This window comes from Sulfidibacter corallicola, assembly GCF_017498545.1.
GTDB classification, from domain to species: Bacteria; Acidobacteriota; Holophagae; order Acanthopleuribacterales; family Acanthopleuribacteraceae; genus Sulfidibacter; species Sulfidibacter corallicola.
In genome coordinates this window covers 6,583,577-6,604,990 of record NZ_CP071793.1, presented here as the reverse complement: position 1 = coordinate 6,604,990, position 21,414 = coordinate 6,583,577, and the positions used below count along the sequence as shown (strand labels likewise).

Annotated in this window: 11 protein-coding genes; all 11 read left to right on the top strand. The window is 63.4% G+C overall.

Annotated elements, in window-relative coordinates:
* Positions 1-145 precede the first annotated feature (145 nt).
* The 11 genes from J3U87_RS20540 to J3U87_RS20490 all read left to right on the top strand — a co-directional run bounded on the left by J3U87_RS20540 (position 146) and on the right by J3U87_RS20490 (position 21,391).
* Complete coding sequence (locus J3U87_RS20540; protein ID WP_237377652.1) at positions 146-7,303, top strand: type I polyketide synthase; 7,158 nt, start codon at positions 146-148, stop codon at positions 7,301-7,303.
* A 94-nt stretch (positions 7,304-7,397) separates the two neighbouring features.
* Positions 7,398-12,074 (top strand): type I polyketide synthase, encoded by a 4,677-nt coding sequence (locus tag J3U87_RS20535; RefSeq protein WP_237377651.1) that lies wholly within the window; start codon positions 7,398-7,400, stop codon positions 12,072-12,074.
* 5 nt (positions 12,075-12,079) lie between these two features.
* Positions 12,080-12,361 carry an acyl carrier protein gene (locus J3U87_RS20530; RefSeq protein ID WP_237377650.1) on the top strand — a complete coding sequence of 94 codons (282 nt, stop codon included), beginning with the start codon at positions 12,080-12,082 and terminating at the stop codon, positions 12,359-12,361.
* Positions 12,349-13,176: an alpha/beta fold hydrolase gene (locus tag J3U87_RS20525; RefSeq protein ID WP_237377649.1), complete on the top strand. Its 828-nt coding sequence runs from the start codon at positions 12,349-12,351 to the stop codon at positions 13,174-13,176. Before J3U87_RS20530 ends, J3U87_RS20525 begins: the two co-directional genes overlap by 13 nt.
* On the top strand, positions 13,121-13,930 hold the full coding sequence (locus tag J3U87_RS20520) for an alpha/beta fold hydrolase (protein ID WP_237377648.1): 810 nt from the start codon (positions 13,121-13,123) through the stop codon (positions 13,928-13,930). The genes J3U87_RS20525 and J3U87_RS20520 overlap by 56 nt, the downstream gene beginning before the upstream one ends.
* Entirely contained in the window at positions 13,927-15,108 is a 1,182-nt protein-coding gene (locus tag J3U87_RS20515; protein ID WP_237377647.1) for a glycosyltransferase, read from the top strand. The genes J3U87_RS20520 and J3U87_RS20515 overlap by 4 nt, the downstream gene beginning before the upstream one ends.
* 79 nt (positions 15,109-15,187) lie before the next feature.
* Positions 15,188-15,961: a glucose 1-dehydrogenase gene (locus J3U87_RS20510; RefSeq protein ID WP_237377646.1), complete on the top strand. Its 774-nt coding sequence runs from the start codon at positions 15,188-15,190 to the stop codon at positions 15,959-15,961.
* Positions 15,962-16,129: 168 nt separating this feature from the next.
* A complete protein-coding gene (locus J3U87_RS20505; protein ID WP_237377645.1) occupies positions 16,130-17,236 on the top strand; it encodes a peptidylprolyl isomerase in 1,107 nt (368 codons plus the stop codon).
* 1,209 nt (positions 17,237-18,445) lie between these two features.
* Complete coding sequence (locus J3U87_RS20500) at positions 18,446-18,865, top strand: GntR family transcriptional regulator (RefSeq protein ID WP_237377644.1); 420 nt, start codon at positions 18,446-18,448, stop codon at positions 18,863-18,865.
* Positions 18,846-19,733 carry an ABC transporter ATP-binding protein gene (locus tag J3U87_RS20495; protein ID WP_237377643.1) on the top strand — a complete coding sequence of 296 codons (888 nt, stop codon included), beginning with the start codon at positions 18,846-18,848 and terminating at the stop codon, positions 19,731-19,733. The genes J3U87_RS20500 and J3U87_RS20495 overlap by 20 nt, the downstream gene beginning before the upstream one ends.
* Complete coding sequence (locus J3U87_RS20490; protein WP_237377642.1) at positions 19,730-21,391, top strand: hypothetical protein; 1,662 nt, start codon at positions 19,730-19,732, stop codon at positions 21,389-21,391. The genes J3U87_RS20495 and J3U87_RS20490 overlap by 4 nt, the downstream gene beginning before the upstream one ends.
* The last annotated feature ends 23 nt before the right edge of the window (positions 21,392-21,414 follow it).

Sequence of the window (21,414 nt, the reverse complement as noted above, 5' to 3'; positions counted from 1 at the left end):
CTCCGCCGAACTCGTTCACATTCGAATCAATGCCTCATTTTCCACGAGTGGCCCCATCCCTTCCGTGAATTCATGTGAGGTCTACCTTCCCTATCTTTGGTGCATTGGTCTAGCCGTTCATAGAAGTCAATAGAGGAGAAATGAAATGATGCCGGCCGACTCCGTACGCGGTCCCAAGGACCCGAAACTTCATGTCTCTCAATCATCCCGTGCGTTTCCGTTCCAGATCGTCGGCATCACGCCGCTCGAATATCCCGACGGACAACTTGCCCGCGCCTTGAATCAAACGGAAGCCCTGGCGGTACTGGACCTCGGCCGCGACGTTTCACGCGCCCGACAGGCATTCGGCGAGTTGGCGTCGACCGCCCAGAAACCCTTCGGCGTACGGCTTTGTGCCGACATCGTGCACGAACTCCCCGACCACGAGCCGCTCTGGCAATGGGTTGTCGGCGAGATCGACAGCGGTTGGGAAGCCTACGTGCACACCCATCGCGTCCTGGTACAGGTTCGCGACGTGGAGGAAGCCCATCGCGCAGCCGGCTCGGGTGCATACGGCTTGATCGCGAAAGGCGACGAAAGCGGGGGCGGCGTCGGCGAGGAGAGCTGCTATATCCTGTTGCAACGATTGATCGCCGAGTCCTTGGACCTGCCGATCCTGGCCCAGGGCGGGATCGGCCGCCACACGGCGGCAGCGGCCATCGCGGGGGGCGCGGACGCTGTCGTGCTCGACAGCCAACTGGTGTTGATGCGGGAGTCGACCCTACCCAAACAAACGCGGGATTGGTTCCAAAACCTGGACGGCAGTGAAACGCGCGTCGTGAACGGCTATCGAGTCCTCAATTTGCCAGGCTCGGCAGCGGCCAACCTGGAGCAAGCGAACGAGGACGACATCACCGATCGCTTCGGCTGGTCCGACATCTCCGAGGAACTGATTCCAGCCGGTCAGGACGCGGCCCTGGCCAAACCCCTGGCCCAAAGACTGAACCATATCGGCGCCTTGATCCACGACTTCCTGCAAGCCATGAGCGGACACCTCCGCCAGGCACGAGCCCTCGAGCCCCTCGCCGCCGACAGCCCGCTGGCAAGGGCGCACGGCACCCGGTTCCCCATCGCCCAGGGACCCATGACACGGGTCAGCGACACCGCCGGCTTTGCCGATGCCGTGGCCGAAGCCGGTGGCCTTCCCTTTCTGGCCCTTTCGCTGCTGCGCCCGGACCAGGTGCGACGCCTGATGACGGAAACCCGCGAACTCGTCGGTAACAAACCCTGGGGCGTGGGCATCTTGGGATTCGCACCGGCCGAACTGCGCGAGGCCCACATCGCGTTGATTCGCGAATTCAAACCTCCGGTCGTGTTGATTGCCGGCGGCCGCCCCTCCCAAGCGCGCGCCCTCGAAAACGACGGCATCCAGACCTATCTCCACGTACCCGCTCCGGGGTTGCTCGATCTGTTCCTCAAGGACGGCGCCCGGCGCTTCGTGTTCGAGGGCCGGGAATGCGGCGGGCACGTGGGACCCCGCTCCAGCTTCACCCTTTGGGAGCAACAAATCGAACGCCTGCGCCACTTCGATCACCCGGAAAAATTACAGTTGCTCTTCGCCGGCGGGATACACGACGCGCGTTCGGCGGCGATGGTCGCGGCCATGACCGGACCCTTGGCCGCGCGCGGTGCCAAGATCGGGGTCCTGATGGGCACCGCCTACATCGCCACGCGCGAAGCCGTGCAAAGCGGCGCGGTACTTCCCGAATACCAGGAACAAATGCTGCGGCATCACAAGACCGTACTACTCGAAACCGCTCCGGGCCATGCGACCAGGTGCCTGGACACGCCGTTCGCCGCAGCCTTCGAAACCGAAAAGCGGCGCCTCCGCGAAGCGGGCCGCGAACAGCGCGAGATTTGGGAAACGCTGGAAAAGTTGAACGTCGGACGCCTGCGCATCGCCAGCAAGGGCATCGAGCGCCAGGGAGACCGATTGGTGGAGGTCACCTCCGAGCGCCGGCTTCGGGAAGGCATGGTCATGATCGGTCAGGTCGCGGCCATGCACCGCGAGCCGATCGGCATCGACGAGTTGCACCAGCGCGTCACGACCGATGCCACGAAACTGCTCGAACAGACATGGGAGACGCGGCTTTCGGAAGTGCAACCGACCGCGAGCGGCATGAAGCTGGCCATCGTCGGCATGGCGTGCGTCTACCCCGGCGCACCGGATCTGGACAGCTTCTGGTCGAACATCATCAACGGGGTGGACGCCGTGCGCGAGGTGCCCGCCGAACGTTGGCGCATCGAGGACTACTACGATCCCGAAGGCAACGGCGGCAACGGCAAGACCGGCTGCAAATGGGGCGGTTTCATCGACCCGGTCGCCTTCGATCCCCTGAGTTACGGGATCCCGCCGCAATCGCTGGCCGCCATCGAACCGGTGCAGTTGCTGGCATTGGAAGTGGCCCGCCGTGCCTTGGCCGATTCGGGATACGACCAGCGCGAGTTCGATCGCGAACGAACCTCGGTCATCTTCGGTGCCGAGTCGGGTACCGATCTTGGCGGCGCCTACGGGTTCCGCAATATGTTCCCGCACTTTCTGGGCAACATGCCTGCGGAACTGGACGCGGCCCTGCCTCGCCTCACCGAGGACTCCTTCCCCGGCGTACTGGCCAACGTCATCGCCGGCCGCATCGCGAACCGGCTGGACCTCGGCGGGGTGAACTACACGGTCGACGCGGCCTGCGCCAGTTCGCTGACCGCGGTGGAGTTGGCCGCCAAGGAGCTGATCTGCGGCACCAGTGACATGGTCCTGGCAGGCGGCGGCGATCTGCACAACAGCATCAACGATTACCTGATGTTCTCCAGCGTGCATGCCCTCTCGCGCAAAGGGGCCTGCCGTTCGTTCGACGGGGCGGCCGACGGCATCGTACTCGGCGAGGGTGTCGCGGCGGTGGTGCTGAAGCGGCTGGCCGACGCCGAACGGGACGGCGATCGCATCTACGCGGTTCTGGAGGGCATCGCCGGCAGCAGCGACGGCAAGAGCCTCGGCCTGACCGCACCGCGCAAGGAAGGCCAGGTTCGGGCACTTCGGCGGGCCTACCTGCGAGCCGGAGTGACGCCCGGGGCAGTGGGCCTGGTGGAAGCCCACGGGACCGGGACCGTGGTGGGCGACCGGACGGAACTGCAAACCCTGACCGAGGTTTTCGTGGAGGGCGGGGCCCTGCCCGGCACCTGTGGCCTGGGCTCGGTGAAGAGCCAAATCGGCCACACCAAATGCGCGGCCGGCATCGCGGGCCTGATCAAGTGCGCCAAAGCGCTGTATCACAAGGTGTTGCCACCCACACTACACATCGAGAACCCCAACGACATCCACCAACCGGACCACAGCCCCTTCACGCTTAACGCCACGGCCCGGCCCTGGAGCGGGAACCGGAGGGTGGCGGGGGTCAGCGCCTTCGGTTTCGGCGGAACCAACTTCCACGCCGTGCTTGGCGCACCGCCGCAGGCCCAGCGACCCGAAACCGGGCTGGAGCAATGGCCGGTCGAGTTGTTCCTCTTCCGCGCGCCCGACCCGGCCTCGGCGCGGCAACGCGTCCGCGAGATGCACGAGTACCTGGGCGGCGACGCCCCCGTCCGGCTGCGCGACCTGGCCCTGACCGCGGCCCGCGACGTCGACCATCCGGTTTGGTTCGCCTTGCTGGCGGAGAACGAGGCGGACCTGCTCGCGAAACTGAAGGCAATCGACACCGGTGAGACCGTCGAAGACGTGTGGACCCTCAAACCGGACAGCATCGAACCGGACGCCAAGGTCGCCTTCCTCTTTCCCGGCCAGGGAAGTCAACGGCCAGGCATGCTGGCCGAGATATTCGTGGCATTTCCCCAATTGAACGACATCCTCGAAATGGGCGCCCCCTGGCGCGACCGGCTCCACCCGCCCACCGCCCACGACCCCGCCCAGCGCGAGGCGCAACGCCAAGCGATTACCGACACGCGGGTCGCCCAACCGGTGCTGGGTATGACCGGCTTGGCGATGAAACGCCTGCTCGACGAGGTCGGCTGCGTGCCGGACATGCTGGCGGGCCACAGTTACGGCGAGTTGGTGGCACTCTGCGCCGCCGGCGGTCTCGCCGAACGAGATCTGCTGCCGCTGAGTGAACATCGCGGCATTTGCCTACTGGAAGCCGCCGGGGACGATCCCGGTACCATGGCCGCAGTCAGCGCTTCACCCGACACCATCGCGGCGATCCTCGGAGAGGATTCCGAGGTGGTCTCGGCCAACCTCAACCATCCGCAGCAAACCGTAATCTCGGGGACCACGGCGGCCGTCGAACACGCGATGGAACGCCTGGAGGCTGCATCGATCGCCGCAAAACGGATCCCGGTAGCCTGCGCCTTCCACAGCCCGGTCGTGGCCAAAGCCGAAACGACCTTCGCCGAGAAGCTGGCCGAAGGGGACATCGGCAAACCCGAGTTGCCGGTGTTCGCCAACACGACCGCCGCACGCTATCCCGAAGATCCAACCCAGATCCGCGCCCTTCTGGCCGAACACCTGGTCAGCCCGGTTCGCTTCACCGAACAAATCGAGGCGATGTACCGCGCCGGGGCCCGCATCTTCGTGGAAGTGGGCGCGGGCTCGGTTCTCACGAACCTGACCCACAGGATCCTGAAAGATCGACCTCACCACCGAATCGTCACCGATCGGGTCGGCGAACCGGGCCTACGCCAATGGTGCCGCGCACTGGCGGAGCTGGCGATCCTGGGCAAACCGATCGATCCCTCACCACTCTTGCGCGATCGGGGCGCCCGCGTTCTGGATATGACCGGCGGTCCGGCGGAACTGCCCGCCACCACCTGGTTCGTCGACGGATTGCTGGCAAAACCCAAACGCGGCGCCATGCCCGCTCACGGCCTCAAGATCATGTCCGAACCGGTGCAGCTCCCCAGCACCGCACCCCAGGTCGCGGCGAGTGCCGAGCGCGATCAGACGGTCATGACCTATCTGCAAAGCGTTCGGGAAATGGTGCAGGCAAGCCGCGAGGTGATGCTGGGTTACCTGGGTCGTCAACCGGCGGATCCGGTGCAATCCCTGATGCAGCCGACCCTGGACTTCGCCACCGAGTCGGCCGTCGATCGCGAACAGTGGCAGCCGGTGGGAGCGACCATCGCGAATGGCGTGGAAGCCGAGGCCACGAATCGGCCCCATCCGGGTTTCGACACGAAAACCACCCTGCTGGCCCTCGTGGCGGAACGAACGGGCTATCCGGAAGACATGCTGGACCTGGATTTGGACCTCGAAGCCGACCTCTCCATCGACTCCATCAAGCGAATCGAGATCATTGGAGAACTGGCGGAACGGCTGGGTTTCAAGGATCGGATCGGCGAAGAGAGCGACGCGCTGATGGAAGAGTTGGCGTCCCAGAAGACGCTGCGTTCGATGTTGACCTGGCTCGACCAGATGGCTCCCTCGGCGGATGACCCGGTCGCGGCCATGGACTCGGCGAACGAGCCGACGGCCGACCTTCGCACCTTGTTGCTGCACATCGTGGGTGAGCGGACCGGCTATCCGGAAGAAGTGCTGGATTTGGATCTGGACCTCGAAGCCGACCTTTCGATCGACTCCATCAAACGCCTCGAAATCGTGGGCGAGTTGGCGGACCGCCTGGGCATGAGCGACATGCAGAGCGGCGACCAGGACGAAATGGTCGAAGCCCTGGCAGCGATGAAAACACTGCGGGCGATCGTGGATTGGCTGGAGCGGCAACGGGATCGCTCGGCCGAGGCATCCGGCGCCGCAACCCGCCGCCCTACCGGCGACATAGGGGCAGCGCGGGGCGATGAGGACCGGCTCGCCACGGTGTCGCGTTACGTGCTCGCGGTCGACGAGGTGCCCCACGCCATCAAGGGCGACCATCGCCTGCAGGGCATGCACTTCCTGATCACCGACGACACCATGGGTCTGGCCCCGGCCCTGGGAGACCGCCTGGTGGCCCACGGCGCCCAGGTGCGCATCATCGCCACCGGGGAAAAGGCTTCGGAGACCTTCGGTCACGTGGACGGGTTGATCCATCTGGGCGGCCTGGCCCCCAGCGCCTACGTCACCGATATCAAGCAATTCTTCGAACTGATGCAGACCGTGCTCATCAACGGCGCGCGTTACCTGCTGGCCGCCGGCGGCATGGGCGGCGGGTTCGGTCACTACCGCCACGGCCTCGCCGACGACGACATGACCTTCTCGCGCGGCGGCGGCATCGCCGGTTTGGTGAAATCGGTGGCCAAGGAATGGCCGGAACTTCGCGCGCACTGGGTCGACCTGAACCTGGAAGAGGCGGTCGAGGACCTGGCCAGCTACCTGGAGACCGAACTCTTGGCCGACAAACCCTTGACGGAAGTGGCCTATGCCGACGGCAATCGGCGCGCGGTACGCGTGGTGGAAGCCACCCTGCCCGCCGAGGTGGAGTCCACCGTCGATCGCCTGGAACTGGGGTCCGACAGCGTGATCCTGGTGACGGGCGGCGCCCGCGGCATCACCGCCAAGATCGCGATCGAGCTGGCGCGACGCTACGGCTGCCGCATGGAGCTGGTGGGACGCTCGCCGATCCCGGAAGGCGAGGAGCCCGGCGATATCGCGGCGGCTGCCGACCTGCGCACCCTGCGCAGGGTCCTGATCGAGCGCGGCGGCAAGCGACCGCCATCGGAGATCGAGAGCGAGGCCAACCGCATTCTCGCTCGGCGCGAGATCAGGGCCACCCTGAGTGCCTTGCACCAAGCGGGCAGCGAGGTGACCTACACCGCCCTGGACGTGCGCGATCACCAGGCTTTCGAAAGCTACATCGAAGGGGTCTACGAACGGCACGGCACCATCGACGGGGTCATCCACGGCGCCGGCGTGGTGGAGGACAAGCTGTTGCGCCACAAGACGACCGAGAGCTTCGAGCGCGTGTTCGACACCAAGGTCTTCGGCGCCCTGGTGCTCGCCAAGCAGCTTCGCGAGGATACGCGCTTCGTGGTGTTCTTCAGCTCGGTAGCGGGCGCCTTCGGCAACCGCGGCCAGGTAGATTACGCGGCCGCCAACGACGTGCTCGACAAAATCGCGCACTCCCTGCAAACCCGTCTCAAGGGCCGGGTGGTGTCCATCAACTGGGGTCCCTGGGCCGGTCGCGGCATGGTCTCCCCCGAGCTGGAACGCGAATACGCGCGCCGCGGCATCGGCCTGATCCCCCTGGAATCCGGCGTCGCCGCCTTCATGAACGAACTTCACCACGGAAGCCGCGAAGACACTCAGGTCGTCCTGATGTGTGCTTCTCCCGAGAGCATGACCTGATCGGCCTCCTTCCGGTCGGGTGGCCCGCGCGGTCGCCCGTACCCCGCAACCCGCGCGCCTGTGCCGTGCCGAACGACTACCAAGGACCATCGCCATGAACAACGACGCCTCCCGCAAACCGGCCACTCCCGATGCCATCGGCACGAACGGCTGCGCCGTCGCCATCACCGGAATGGCCTGCCTCTTTCCGGGCGCCGCCAACTTGGCCACCTACTGGTCGAACATCCGCGGCGGCGTGGATGCGATCACGGAAGTGCCGGCCCATCGCTGGGACCCGGTCTACTACGACCCCGACAGCGATGCGCCGGATCGCTTTTACTGCCGCCGTGGCGGCTTCGTGGACGATTTGGCCGACTTCGATCCGCTGGCGTACGGCATCATGCCGGTCGCTGCCGACGGCGCCGAGCCGGACCAGTTGATCAGCCTGCGTGTCGGCGCGGAGGCCCTGGCCGATGCGGGCCTCACGGAAAAAGATTTCGATCCGCGCCGTGCCGGGGTCATCATCGGCCGCGGCAACTATATCGGGGCGGGCATGACTCGCCTGGAACAACACGTCCGTACCTCGGAGCAGTTGGTGGGCGCCCTGCGCCAATTGGTGCCCAACTTGAGCGACTCGGCGCTCCGCCAAATCAAGACCGAATTCCAGGGCAAACTGGGCCATTACGGACCCGACACGGCCATCGGCCTGGTTCCCAACCTGACGGCCTCGCGTCTCGCCAACCGCCTGAACCTGTTCGGGCCCGCCTACACCGTGGACGGCGCCTGTGCCAGCTCGCTGCTGGCCGTGGACCAGGCCGTGCGCGAGTTGCGTTCGGGACGTTGCGACTTCATGCTCGCGGGCGGCATCCATCTCAGTCACGACGTGGCCTTTTGGAGTGTCTTCTGCCAACTGGGCGCCCTCTCGCGCCGGCAACGGATTCGCCCGTTCGATCGCCGTGCCGACGGCCTGCTGATCGGCGAGGGCGCGGGCATGGTGTGCCTGAAACGCCTCGAAGACGCGGCGCGCGACGGCGACCGTATCTACGCGGTCATTCGCGGTTGCGGCATTTCCAGCGACGGACGGGCGGCGGGTTTGATGAACCCGGCCGTGAGCGGGCAGCTCATGGCGCTGGAACGAGCCTGGTCCGAAGCGGGCCTGGATCCGGAGGAGCTGGGTTACCTGGAAGCGCACGGCACGGGCACGCCGGCCGGTGACGAAGCCGAATTGACGACCCTGGCCCGCTTCTTCGGCTCGGCGACCCACGAAGAAGACCGCATCGGGATCGGGTCGGTCAAGTCGATGATCGGACACACCATGCCGGCGGCGGGTATCGCGGGCCTGATCAAGGCGGCATTGGCGATCCACCACGCCGAACTCCCGCCCACGCTCCATTGCGAACAACCCCACGACATCTTCGACCGGACGCGTTTCGCGCCGATCGATCGGGCGCGCGTCTGGCCAACCGATCCCCGGGGCTCCCGCATCGCGGCCGTCAACGCCTTCGGGTTCGGCGGCATCAACGCCCACGTCGTATTGGAAGGGATTGGGATTCCGGCACCACGAAAGGTCGCCCACGACTCGGACGCTCAGGCATCCGCGACAACGACCGTCGAGGCGATCTCGAAGCCCGTACCGCCGGCGATCGCGATCTTCGCCGCGGATACGCCGGAAGCCCTCGCCCGCGATCTGGAGACCAACCGCCAGGCGGAGCCCGATCCCAAAACCTTGCTCCGGCTCGCCATTTTGGATCCGACACCCGAGCGACGCAAACGCGCGGGCATCATCGCCTCCCGCGGTCGAGCCTGGCGTGGGCGCGAGGGCATCTACTTCTCCCCCGATGGCCTGCTCTCCCGCGGCGGCAAGCTGGCGTTCCTCTATCCCGGCGTGGACAGCTCATTCGAACCGCGCCTGGACGACCTGGCCGCCTTTTTCGGCATGGCCGTCCCGTCCCAAGCCCACCCGGTCGCATTGAGTCCCGAACAACTGGAAAGCGCGGGCATGGGCATCATCCAAACCAATCGACTGCTGACGGAAGTCCTCGAACGACTGAACATAGGCCCCGATGCACTCGCCGGCCACAGCATCGGCGAATGGAGTGCCATGATCGCCGCCGACTGTCTGCCCCGCGACCAACTGGACGCCTTCATCGACCAATTGAAGCCGGGAACCCTGGAGGTCCCGGGGGTGGTCTTCCTGGCCGCCGGGTGCGGATTGGAAAAGGCCCAACAAGCGATCGCGAACCTGGCGGACATCGTGATCAGCCACGAGAACTGCACCCGTCAGGTCATCATCTGCGGCTGCGAGGCCTCGATCGCCGCGGCCGAACGGCGCCTGCGGACCATGCGGGTCCTGGCTCAGCGCCTGCCCTTCCAGAGCGGCTTCCATTCGCCGCTCTTCACCGATTACCTCGGCCCCCACCAGAACTTCTTCAAAGCCTTTCCGCTCCAACCCGCATCGCTTCCGCTGTGGTCGGCCACCCTTGCCGCGCCGTATCCCACGGACGTCGACGCCATTCGCGAGCTGGCCGTTCGCCACCTGGTCGAGCCGGTACGCTTTCGACCTCTCGTGGAGAAAATGCACGACGCCGGTTTCCGGGTCTTCGTCCAGGTCGGTACCGGCAGCCTGCCCGGCTTCGTGGACGACAGCCTGGGACGCCACCCGCATCTGGCAATCTCCGCCAACCTTCCCAAACGCAGTGGATTGGTGCAACTTTGTCACCTCGCCGCGGCGCTCTGGTGCGAAGGGGCACTGGTGGATCTCGCGGTTCTGGGCAGTGCGCAAGCCACGTCAGAAACATCCCGAGCGAAGCCCGCTCGCACATCGGCCACCCGCAAATTGGCGCTCGGCGTGCCCCTGGTTCGCCTGGACACCCGGCTCGACCTGAATCCTGCCGAGAGCAAGACCGAAAGGAAAACCGTTCCACCGACCGGCGAACGCGCCACACATCCGGTGGCGCAAGGATTTCAAACGATCCTTCGAGAATTGGAGACGGCGAGTGCGGACATCCTGGAGGCTTGGCGTTCCACGCCTCCCGCGCGGCGTACCAACCCGGCGAGTCGCCAGGCGACGCCGCCCCCGCCGCCGGATTCGCCAACCCCATCGGCGCCTTCCGGTCGCTCGAACGAGGCGGTGGAACTTCCGACCGACACGACCCCGCGCGAGCGTGGCCCCGTCATCGACCTTACGGAGACGCGCACTACCCACCGACGGCTCTCGGTCCAGGCCTGCCCGGAACTGCTCGATCACAGCTTTTTCGCACAGCCACCGAATTGGCCGATCATCGCCGACCGTTATCCGGTGGTGCCGATGACCATGTCGATTCAAATCTTGTTGGAGGCGGCCCGTCAGGCGGCCCCAGGGAAAGTGGTCGTCGCATTGGAAAAGCTGCAGGCCTTTCGTTGGCTGGTCGTGACCGACCCGGTGGACCTGGAGATTCGCACGAAACGACTGGGTCACGACCGTTTGGCCATCAGCCTCGAGGGTTATGCCCGGGCGGAAACGGTGCTGGCCGATCGATACCCGGAAGCACCCACGGTGGAGACAAAGACGCTTCCCGACGAAACGCCCACCTCCATCGACGCGGAAACCCTGTACCGCGAACGCTGGATGTTCCACGGCCCGGCCTATCAGGGCATCGAGACCTTTCACGGCATTTGCGACGGCGGCATTCGCGGCCGGCTGGTCGCCCGTCAAGGACCCGGCAGCCTGCTGGACAACGCCGGCCAATTGTTCGGGTACTGGATCATGGCGCGCGCGACCGTCGACCGGTTGGCGATGCCGATCGGTCTGCGCCGCATCCTGTTCTACGGACCCGATCCGACCGTCGGGCAACGCCTCGACTGCACCGTCCACATACGCGAGGTGACGGCCAAGGAGGCCGCCGCCGACATGGAATTGAACCGGGACGGCCGCGTCTGGGCCCGCATCGAAGATTGGCGCGACCGCCGGTTCGATACGGACCGCCGCATGTGGCCCGTCATCCTGCGAGCGGAGGCGCATCTCCTGGCGGTGCCGCACCCCGAGCGTTCCCTGGTGCTGTTCGACCGTTATCGCAGCGCTCCCTCGCGCGACTACCTGGCTCGTCGGTTCCTGACCCAAGTGGAACGCGACGCCTACGACCGCCTGCCGCCACGGGGCAAACGCCAATGGCTCAACGGCCGCATCGCCGCCAAGGATGCCGTCCGCCATGACCTGATGCAGGGGGGCCGGACGTCGGTGTTCCCCGCGGAACTGCGCGTCACCGGACCGGCGGAGGGCATGGTTCGGGTGGAAAGCCCATATGGAAATCACCAGGTGGCGGTTGCCGCGCAGGGTGATGTGGCAATCGCTCGGCTCACGGAGCACGACCTGGGTCTGGCCATCCTGCCGTTGACACCCGATGGCGATCCGGTGGACCTCCCCGCCGCCGAAACCTTTCTGGCGGAGTCGGAACGGGGCCTCCTGCCCCGCGAAGACGACGCTCTCGCCCTGGCCCGCTTCTGGGCCGCCAAATGCGCGTTCGCCCACCTGTGGGGCGAGGCGCGTGGATCCAACCCGCACGACTGCGCCATCACCGCTGTGGAGCCGGCGCGGCTGCGGGTGGAAAACCGGGACCGAGGGGCGCGCTGGATCGCCTCTTGGGACAGCCGCTCGACCTCGCGGGACGCTTCACCCCAGTCAACGAAGCACCACCAAGATCGGATCGCCATGCCGTCACATGTCGGCGGCGCCGAACAAACAGACGAACAAGTTCCCGGACAAGATCAGGAAAGCGGTCTCGATTTCATGATGAGTTGGACGGTTAAGAGGTGAAATCAATGTTGCAAACCAAATCTGAAGTGCTGGATACCATCACGACATTCATTCGCGATGTCATTGGAGAAGATTGGGTGGAAGAAATCGAAATCACCCAAGACACCTCATTCAATGGTGAATTGGAGCTGGAAAGTATTGAATTCGTGGCCCTTGCCGAAAAGCTGCAGGCCCACTTCGGCGAAGACATCAACTTCGTGGAATGGCTCTCGGGCAAAGATCTGGAGGAAATCATCGCGTTGACCGTGGGCGACGTGGCGGAGTTCATCGCCAAATGTCGTTCGTAGACGCCAACGGCGTTCGGCTCCATGTGCAATCCATGGGGCCGAACCGATCCGCCGACGCCGAGCCACCTGTGTTCCTCCTGCACGGGTTGTTGCTGGGCAACCTGGTCGGCTGGTACTTCACCCTCGCGCCGGCCCTGGCCAAAAACCGCCGCGTGCTGATGCACGACCTGCGCGGCCACGGCAAGTCGGAGGCGCCGCCGGAGGGTTACGATCTCGACACCATGGCCGCCGATCTGGGCGGCTTGATCGATCACTTCGAGCCGGACGGTCGCCCGGTCGATCTGGTCGGCCACAGTTGGGGCGCGTTGGTCGCCATGACCTACGCCCTCTACCATCCGAACCGGGTGCGCCGGCTGGTGGTGATCGAGGCCCCGCTCCCGCCTTCCAACTTCGAAGAAATGCAGTCGTTCATGAGCCTGTCTCCCAGGGAAATGATGGAGAAGTTGCCGAACACCTCCGCGCGCAACCTGATTTCCGGCGGCCGTCAAGCGCTGCGACTGCTCTCGAACCTCGTGCGCCTGGTGCGCAAAACCAGTTGTGTGGCCGACTTCAAAAATGCCCGGGACATTCCCGACGCCCTATTGGCCTGTCTCGGGCGCCCGGTCCTCGCCCTCTACGGCAATCGCTCGCCCTGTCGCGGGGTCGGTGATCGACTCGCGCGGGTGCTGCCCCAGTGTCGGCTACGCGAGCTGGCGGGCGGACACAACCTCCACATGGAAGCCACGCAGGCCTTGATCGACGAAATCACGGAGTTTTTCGATGACGGAATGGAACATCCAAGGATTGAACCTGCATGTGCAGTGTCTGGGCGCTGAGGGACTGGCTCAACCGGCGGTGGTTTTTCTGCACGGCCTGGTCATGGACAACCTGAGTAGCTGGTACTTCACGATGGCCAACCCCACCGCGCGTGAGCGGCGTGTGTTGCTGTACGACCTGCGCGGCCACGGTCGCAGCGATCGGCCGGTCTCCGGCTACGATCTCGGCAGCTTCGTGGCGGAATTGGACGGCGTCATTCGTCGAGCCGCCTTCGACGCACCGGTCGTGTTGGTGGGCAACAGTTTCGGCGGCCTGCTGGCGCTCGCCTATGCCATGGCGCATCCCGAACGGGTCGACAGCCTGGTATTGATCGAAGCTCACGCCCACGTGGCCGGCTGGGGCGAGGAAATGGCGGCGACGCTGAGTCTCGAAGGCGAGGCCGCCAATCACAAGATCGCGCTTCATTTCCAGGATTGGTTGGGTCGCCACAGCGCCAGGAAACGCAATCGCTTGGCCCGCAACGCTCGGGAACTGATTCAGGAGACCAGCCTGATCGCGGATCTGCGCCGCACCCCGCCGATCACCGATACGCGGATCGCCTCCGTCCAGGTGCCGGTGCTGGCACTCTACGGCGAGCATTCCGACATTCGCGAGCGCGGCGAGGCACTCGTCGCCACCCTGCCCCAGGCCCGATTGAAACTGTTCGATGGCTGTAGCCACTCGATCATGTGGGAGGCGACCGCGCGGGTTCGCGACGAATTGCTGGCCTGGCTGGCGACCCGCCCGGCGATGGTGCCAGGGGGTGTGCGATGACGCGCTTCCTGTTCGTCGTTCCTCCGCTGACCGGTCATATCAACCCCCTGATCGGGGTGGCTGGGGAACTGGAACGGCAAGGCCACGAGATTCATTGGTTGGGCCACGTCAAGGCAGTCCTGCCGCTCCTTCCCGAGGGCGCCCATTTCCACGCCTTCGACCGCGTTCGCGCCCGTAACTTGCTGGAACCGTTGTCCAAGCGGGCGTCCGAGGTGCGCGGTCTCGAGAGCGTGCGCTTCCTCTTCGAAGCGTTCGTTTGCCCCCTGGCCCAAGCCACCCTTCCCGAGGTGGAACGGGCGATCGACGTGCTTGCTCCGGACATGATCGTCACCGACCAGCAAATGTTGTCCGGAGCGCTCGCGGCCCGACGCAAACAGATCCCCTGGGTGGCCACCGTGACCACGACCGCCGCCATCTTCAAGGTGTGGGACATCGCCGACCGCTGGATCACCAAAGTATTGGCCGACCTGCAACGGGCTTGCGACATGGAGGTATGGCCGAGACCCGATCTTTCGCCACTGGCCAACCTGGTATTCAGCACGCCGGAATTCAGCGGCCGGTTCGACCAATTCCAGGCGCCGTTCACCTTCGTGGGCCCCTCGCTGGCATCGCGGCCACAAAAGGAGAACTTCCCCTGGGACCGCCTGAGTCCATCGGGTCCGCGGCTGCTGATCACCTTGGGCACCGTCAACCGCGATCGCGATCCCCGCTTCTACCACGTCGTCACCGAGGCGCTGGCGGAGATGCCTTGTCAGGTGATCCTGGTGGCGCCCGAAGCCTGGCGGAACCGGACGCCCGCCAATTTCATCACCGCACCGCGGGTGCCGCAGCTCGCCCTGCTTCCCCACGTGGACGCCGTGTTCTGCCACGCCGGTCACAACACGGTCTGCGAGTCGCTGGCCCACGGGCTACCGCTGATCGTGGCCCCGATCCGCGACGATCAGCCGGTGATCGCCCGGCAGGTGACGCAGGCCGGCGCAGGCGTCGGCCTGCGGTTCGGCCGCCTGACCGAGACCAACGTGCGCACCGCGGTCAAAAAGGTACTCGCGGATGCCTCCTATCGCGAAGCCGCACAGCGCATCGGCGCTTCGTTCGCACGGGCGGGCGGAAGCCCTTTGGCCGCCCGAACCCTGATCGAGACGGCATCCCGTTGCGGCGCCGTTGCCGGCGGTGTCTGAGCGGAAATCGCCCATTTTCCGTAACGCTCGCTCTAGCCCATTGCACATCCATCATTCGACATGAGAAAGGAAACACCACATGACCACCCGCTACCAGGGAAAGACCGTGTTGATCACGGGCGGTGCCAACGGCATCGGCCGCGCCGCGGCACTGAGCTTCGCGGCCGAGGGCGCTCAGGTCGTCATCGGCGATATCGCGACCAAGGCCGGTGAAGCGACGATCCGGGACATTTGCGACGCCGGAGGGAAGGCCCATTTCTTCCAAACCGACGTGGCCCAGGCCATCGAGGTCGACCGCTTGATCGAAAAAACCCTGGCCCTCTGCGACCGCATCGACTGCGCCTTCAACAACGCCGGCATCAGCGGCAAGCGCGCCATGCCCCTGGCCCACATTCGCGAGGACGAATGGGACCGTATCATGGAAATCAACGTCAAGGGCATTTGGCTGTGCATGCGGCGCCAAATCCCGATCATGGTCCGCCAAGGCCAGGGCGCCATCGTCAACACCGCGTCTTTTCTCGGGTTGACGGGCACCGCCATCGGCCTCTCGTCCTACGTGGCCAGCAAACACGCGGTGGTCGGGCTGACCCGTGCGGCCGCGTCCGAATACGCCCGCAAGGGGGTGCGCATCAACTCCGTGTGCCCGGGTTTCGTGGAAACGCCGATGGTCAACAGCATCCTGAGCTTTCCGGCGATGCGCGAGAAGATCGAACGCATGCACGCCCTCGGCCGGCTGGGCAGTGCCCAGGAGGTGGTCAACGCGGTGCTGTGGCTCTGTTCGGCGGAAGCTTCGTTCGTAACCGGCCACGACATGGTGGTGGACGGCGGCTGCACGGCCAAATCTGCATCATAGTCGGCTGGGCGGCCGAGGGTGTCGGGTCTCGATTGCCTGGGCAGGGGTATGAAACCGGGACCCGCCACCACCCGCGCTTCCCTCCCGATTCGTTCGCATGGGAAATTCTTGAAATTTTCCGGCTGGTCCGGGTTAGGATTTCCCGGCACCAACAGTTCGGGAGGAACCATGAAAGCCCGCATCATCTGGGTCGCATTCCTATGGTTGGCGATGAGCCACGCCGCTTGGGGGACGACGCCGGACCAATCCGATCAATACTTCCCCATTCACAAGACCTATGCGGCCTCGCATATTTTGATTTCGTACTTCGGCGCGGACAAACGCCCGGAGCACGTGCACCGCAACAAGGCCGAGGCCAAGGCGCGCGCCGAGGAATTGCTGGCCAAAGTGCTGGCCGACCCCTCGTCCTTCGAGCGCATCGCCGCGGCCGAATCCGACGGCCCCTCCGCGGCCAACGACGGCTATTTGGGCGGTTTCAATCGAGGCTCCATGGCGCCCGCGTTCGAAAAGGCGGTCCGCAAGTTGGAAGACGGCGCCATTTTTCACAAACCGGTCAAGACCGGCTTCGGCTACCACATCGTTCGCCGCAACAGCGTGACGCCCAAGCATTTTTGCGCCCGCATCATCCTGTTCACACACAAGGACATCGCGGTTCATTTGAAATCGGTGGCGGCCACCGGGGCGCACCTGCGCCGTTCACCCGAAGAGGCCAAGGCGTTGGCCGAAGCGTTGGCCCCCAAGGTGACGGCCGACAATTTCGAAACGCTGGTCACCGAGCACAGCGATTTTCGCGCGGTAAACGGTCGCTTCGGCATTTTCCACCGCGGCAAGAACGCGCTGGCCAACACCATGGCCCAGGCCGTGGACGCGTTGCCCTACGACGGCGTCAGCGGGGTGGTCGAGACCCAGGCGGGCTACGCCATCATCAAACGTCTCAAAGTGTACAAACGCGCCACGTCCGACATTCTGATCAGCCACATCTCGGCCCAGGGTGCGCCGACCCAGGTGACCCGATCGCGCGCGGAGGCCGAAGCCCTGGCCCGCGAGATCAACCAAAAGGTCCTGGCCGATCCCGCGTCCTTCGAAGCCCTGGCCCGCGAGCACAGCGACGGCATTTTCGCGTTTCGTGGCGGATCCCAGTTGCCTTGGTTCCGCGACACCAAATTCAGCGCGTACGAGCGTGTCGTGGAAACCCTGCAAGTGGGCGCACTCACCACCGAACCGGTGGAGACGCCGGGTGGTTTCTTCATCGTTCGGCGTGAATCCTTGGATTGACCCGCTTCGGCTGGCTTTGGCACGCATGATGCCGACAAAAAGTCGAATCCGATCCAATCAAGGACTTGGTTTTTCAGTCCGGTTTCGCTAGGCTTTGCGGTTGTGGATTCTCACCGAGAATTCGCAAGGATCGGATTCGAACGATCCTCGTGCACATCCCCTTCACACTCGGTCCTTTCTTTTCTTCTTCGATGTGAGGGAGGTGGCCGGGGATATTCGTTTGGAATCACTAAGAGCGGCCAGCCATCGGCTGGTGACGCCGCCACAGCCCCGTAAAGCGGAGCATCACCCGACACGCTCTCTCTCACGTTTTGCGGGTGCGGGGTCGCCTATCCTGACTGCTGATGGCTGGCCGTTCTCTCTTCAATATGGAGCACCCTTCACCGATGTGCACCCCCGATCGGGGGGCTGAGTTAGAGGCATCGCGGTCGAGACGGAGAGCGCGGCCTCCCGTGAGCCCGGTGAAGCGGGAACCGCATCGTGCCCCGAGCGGCGATCCCCACCGGAGGATCGGAAGCAGGGCTATTGCGCGACGGGTTCGACCTCGATCCCGATATTCGGTAATCTCAGGAATTTGGCACAGATTCGCCGCCCGGGCCGACCTGCGACATTCCGACCATTGGGTCTCCGAAACGAAACGAACCAGGGCGAGTCGCTTCGGGGTTCCCACATTCTCGCCAGGGGGGTTTGTCGCTGTAGGTGCACGGCCAGCCCAGGATGTTGGGCCGACATTTTTTGACGGAATTCCCATCCACATCACCAAGCCAGACTTTACAAACCCCACCTCAAAAGAACTCCGCACGAGCGAAGCTGATGCCCTGCTCGATTTGGAGAAGGAAACACCGTACCTGGTTTCTGGCGAACGGCCATGAGTCATTCGTCGGGAAAATGAATCAGGAACCCAGAAAGGTCGAAAGCCAGGAAAGAACATGCATTGGGTACACGCCATGGCAATGCTTATCCTGGCTTCCGTCATTCCTGTATTCCTGATTTCTTTTCGACGACGGCGAGACCGATCCCGGGCTGGAAGCACTACTTCGTTTCTAATGAGTCGCTGCTCCGAGGCCTGTGACCGAGCCGGTCAAACCTCGAAAAAAACAGTGGACGCGCAGCGACTAAGTGATATAGGGTTCTATATCACCACCGCAAAAACAGTGTCGTTCGGCTGTTTCGCGGTTTACCCCATCTCGGGTTGGAGACTTCTCCGTCGTGATCCCCTTTCGCATTCGCGCCCAAAGCGGTCTGCCGCTTTATCGACAAATCGCCGACCAGGTTCAGCAGGCCTTGCTGACCGGGAAACTTCAGCCAGGCGACAAACTGCCGTCTCACCGCGAGCTTGCGGTCAAACTCGTGGTTGCACCGCTGACGGTCAAACAGGCCTACGACTACCTCGAGCGACAGGGCTGGACCGAAACCAAGCGCGGAATGGGTACTTTTCTGTCGAAGAAGCCGGTCGCGGCACTTCATTCGGAAAAACGGGAAGCCCTGCGCGACACCGTGCGGAAGATGTTGGAACAGACCCGGGAATTGAGCATGGATCGTCAGGCCTTGCTGGATCTGATTGACGAACTCGCGGACGGACAATGGATGAAAAAGGAGGTCCCCCTCGATGGCCATCGTGGAAATTGAACGCCTCGAATTCGGCTACAGCTATTCCGAACCGGTGCTGAACGGTCTCGACCTGTCCCTGACACCCGGATCGGCAGTCGGTCTCCTGGGCCGAAACGGGGCCGGGAAAACCACCCTGATTCAATTGTTGTTGGGTATTCTTCGCCCAGCGAAAGGGTCCGTACGTATTTTTGGCAAGGATCCGGTTCGAGATCCTGTCGAAGTCAAGCGGCGGATCGGCAGCGTCGTCGGAGGCCAAGTCTATCCCATGCGCATGTCGGGATTCGATCTCGCGGAACTGCACCGAAACCTCTATCCCACTTGGGATTTGAAGTATTTCAACCGCCTCGCGAACGCCTTCGAATTACGGGAGGAACAGGTCTGGGCCGAGCTGTCGACCGGAAGGAAAGCCCAACTGTCCTTGGCCTGTGCCTTGGCCCATCACCCGGAATTTCTGATTTTGGACGAACCGACGGCCAATCTCGATCCCGTCGCAAGGCGTACCTTTCTGTCGGTCATCGTGGAACACCTCGCCACACACGAAACGACCCTGATCGTGTCGAGTCATCAGTTGGACGATGTCCAGCGATTGGTGCAACAGGTCGCGTTTCTCGACCAGGGCCACATCCGCTTCGAAGCCGATCTTGCCAACATGGCCGAAACCACCACTTTGCTCCGTTTCTCGGCGGAACACGGCCAAGGAGTATTGAATCATTTCGAAGGCTGTTTGAAGGTCGAGTCTGTCGAAGGAGAAATACAGGCACTGTTTGCCAAAACCCGGCAAGAATTGACGACCCGGATCGAAACCCATTGCCCGCAAATCGATGCCCATCTCGAATCCTTGACTCTCGAGGAATTCTTTCTGAAGTTGTTGGGGACAGGCGCATGAGTGACTTCCTGTTTTTCAACGTCAAATGCGAAGCCTCTCGTAAGGGAATCGCATTCCTCATCCTGTTTCCCATTTTGTTGCTTGTGTATTCCGGTACCCATCTGCACGCGTCGCGACCCGACTTGGTCATCTGGTCCCTGGTGGCGCTTCTACTGTTCGCCATCGGATTGCCTTTCCCTCGGCGAGGCCTCTTAGAAGGCACCCTTCCCTTGACGCGCCGTCAGATTGAAATGGCAAACCTATTGACCCCAATGGCGTACCTCGTCCCAGGGGGATTCCTCGTAGCTATCGCCTTGGCGTTTCGCTTCGGTGGAGCGATCGTGTGGCAGGTTTCGGCACAAATCAGTACGGTGGTGGCCGCAATCACGACTCTCGCCGTCTTCGCGAAGCCGACCCGGGAGCAGGATGGAACCATTATGTGCGAACCCGCTGTTCAGCGGTCCGTCCTCATGCTCACGCTCGGCATCAATGCAGGCATATGGCTTGATCCGGTCGTGGCCTATCTCCTGCTGCCCATCGGACCCCTGACGTTTGCTTCAGGCCTCTGGCTCATCCGAAAGGGCGCCGTTCCACGAGAACGATTCAGATCAAAGGCGGACCTCAAGTCCCGATGGCGCGGTCGCCGTTCAGTGAACGATTCAACCGAAACAGGCTTGTGGCATAGCCATGTGTCGGTGATCTACCCTCGATGGCTGTTCCCGACCGCCACCTTTCTGGTACCCATTGGTGGAACTGGTTTTTGGTTCGTGAACGACGGAAGAGGCTTCATTTACGGTATGTGGATCGCCTGGATGGCATTCCTGTTTTCTCAATTATCCTTGCTTGGCATCATCTATCGTGGCTACTACGCCCACTTGCCGTTCTCTCCGCGGCTGAGCTGTCGCCTCACCCTTTTGCCCACATGGGTAGTCCTGATAGTCACCGCTTTATCCCTGGCACAGGTAGATCGGCTATGGTCAGTCCATTTTTTGGACGGTTCCTCACGAGTTCAGAGCGAGAATCTGGGACGCCATCTGCCAAATGCCTTCATGACCTGCGAAAAAAAGGATGCCGTTCCCGACATCGTGTTGGGTAACGAACGACATCGGCCACTGACACTGCCCGTGATCGGCGACATCGTCGCCTACAACCCATACGATCCCGGTCAGGATCCATCGAAGGCATTCGCCTTTCATCAAACCCGGCGAAAGATCCGGGACTTTTTCGGAGTGCACCTCTCGGAAGCGGCAATGGAAGATCTTTTTCACGAATGGACCCTCCGACACCCAAATGAACCCGTGAACGAGTTCTTATTCGAGGTGGTAAATCGCTACATGGACGACGGGGTGCTGGGTTGGATGAATTGGAAACAACGAACGGGACTGGTTTTAACTGCCCTTCTTGCGGTGATGGTGATCTCGACCCTGTTCCTCAAGCTCCTCACGATCACGGGGAAAGTGATTCCCTTCAAACACATGACCTGGGTCTCCCTGTTTTTGGGTTGCTCTATTCTAATGGCGGGGGTTTTGTACCTCGAGCTCGGCAACACCCAAAGCCTTTTGTTTTTTTATTTGATGGAGGAACACACCGCATTGACCTACGCGGCTTGGATCTTGATCATGGCCGCTCTCTACGTCAAGTTCGAAGATTACTATGCTCGGGCCAGACCTCCCGTTTAGGGGGGCACGGTTGCGGCTCGGGA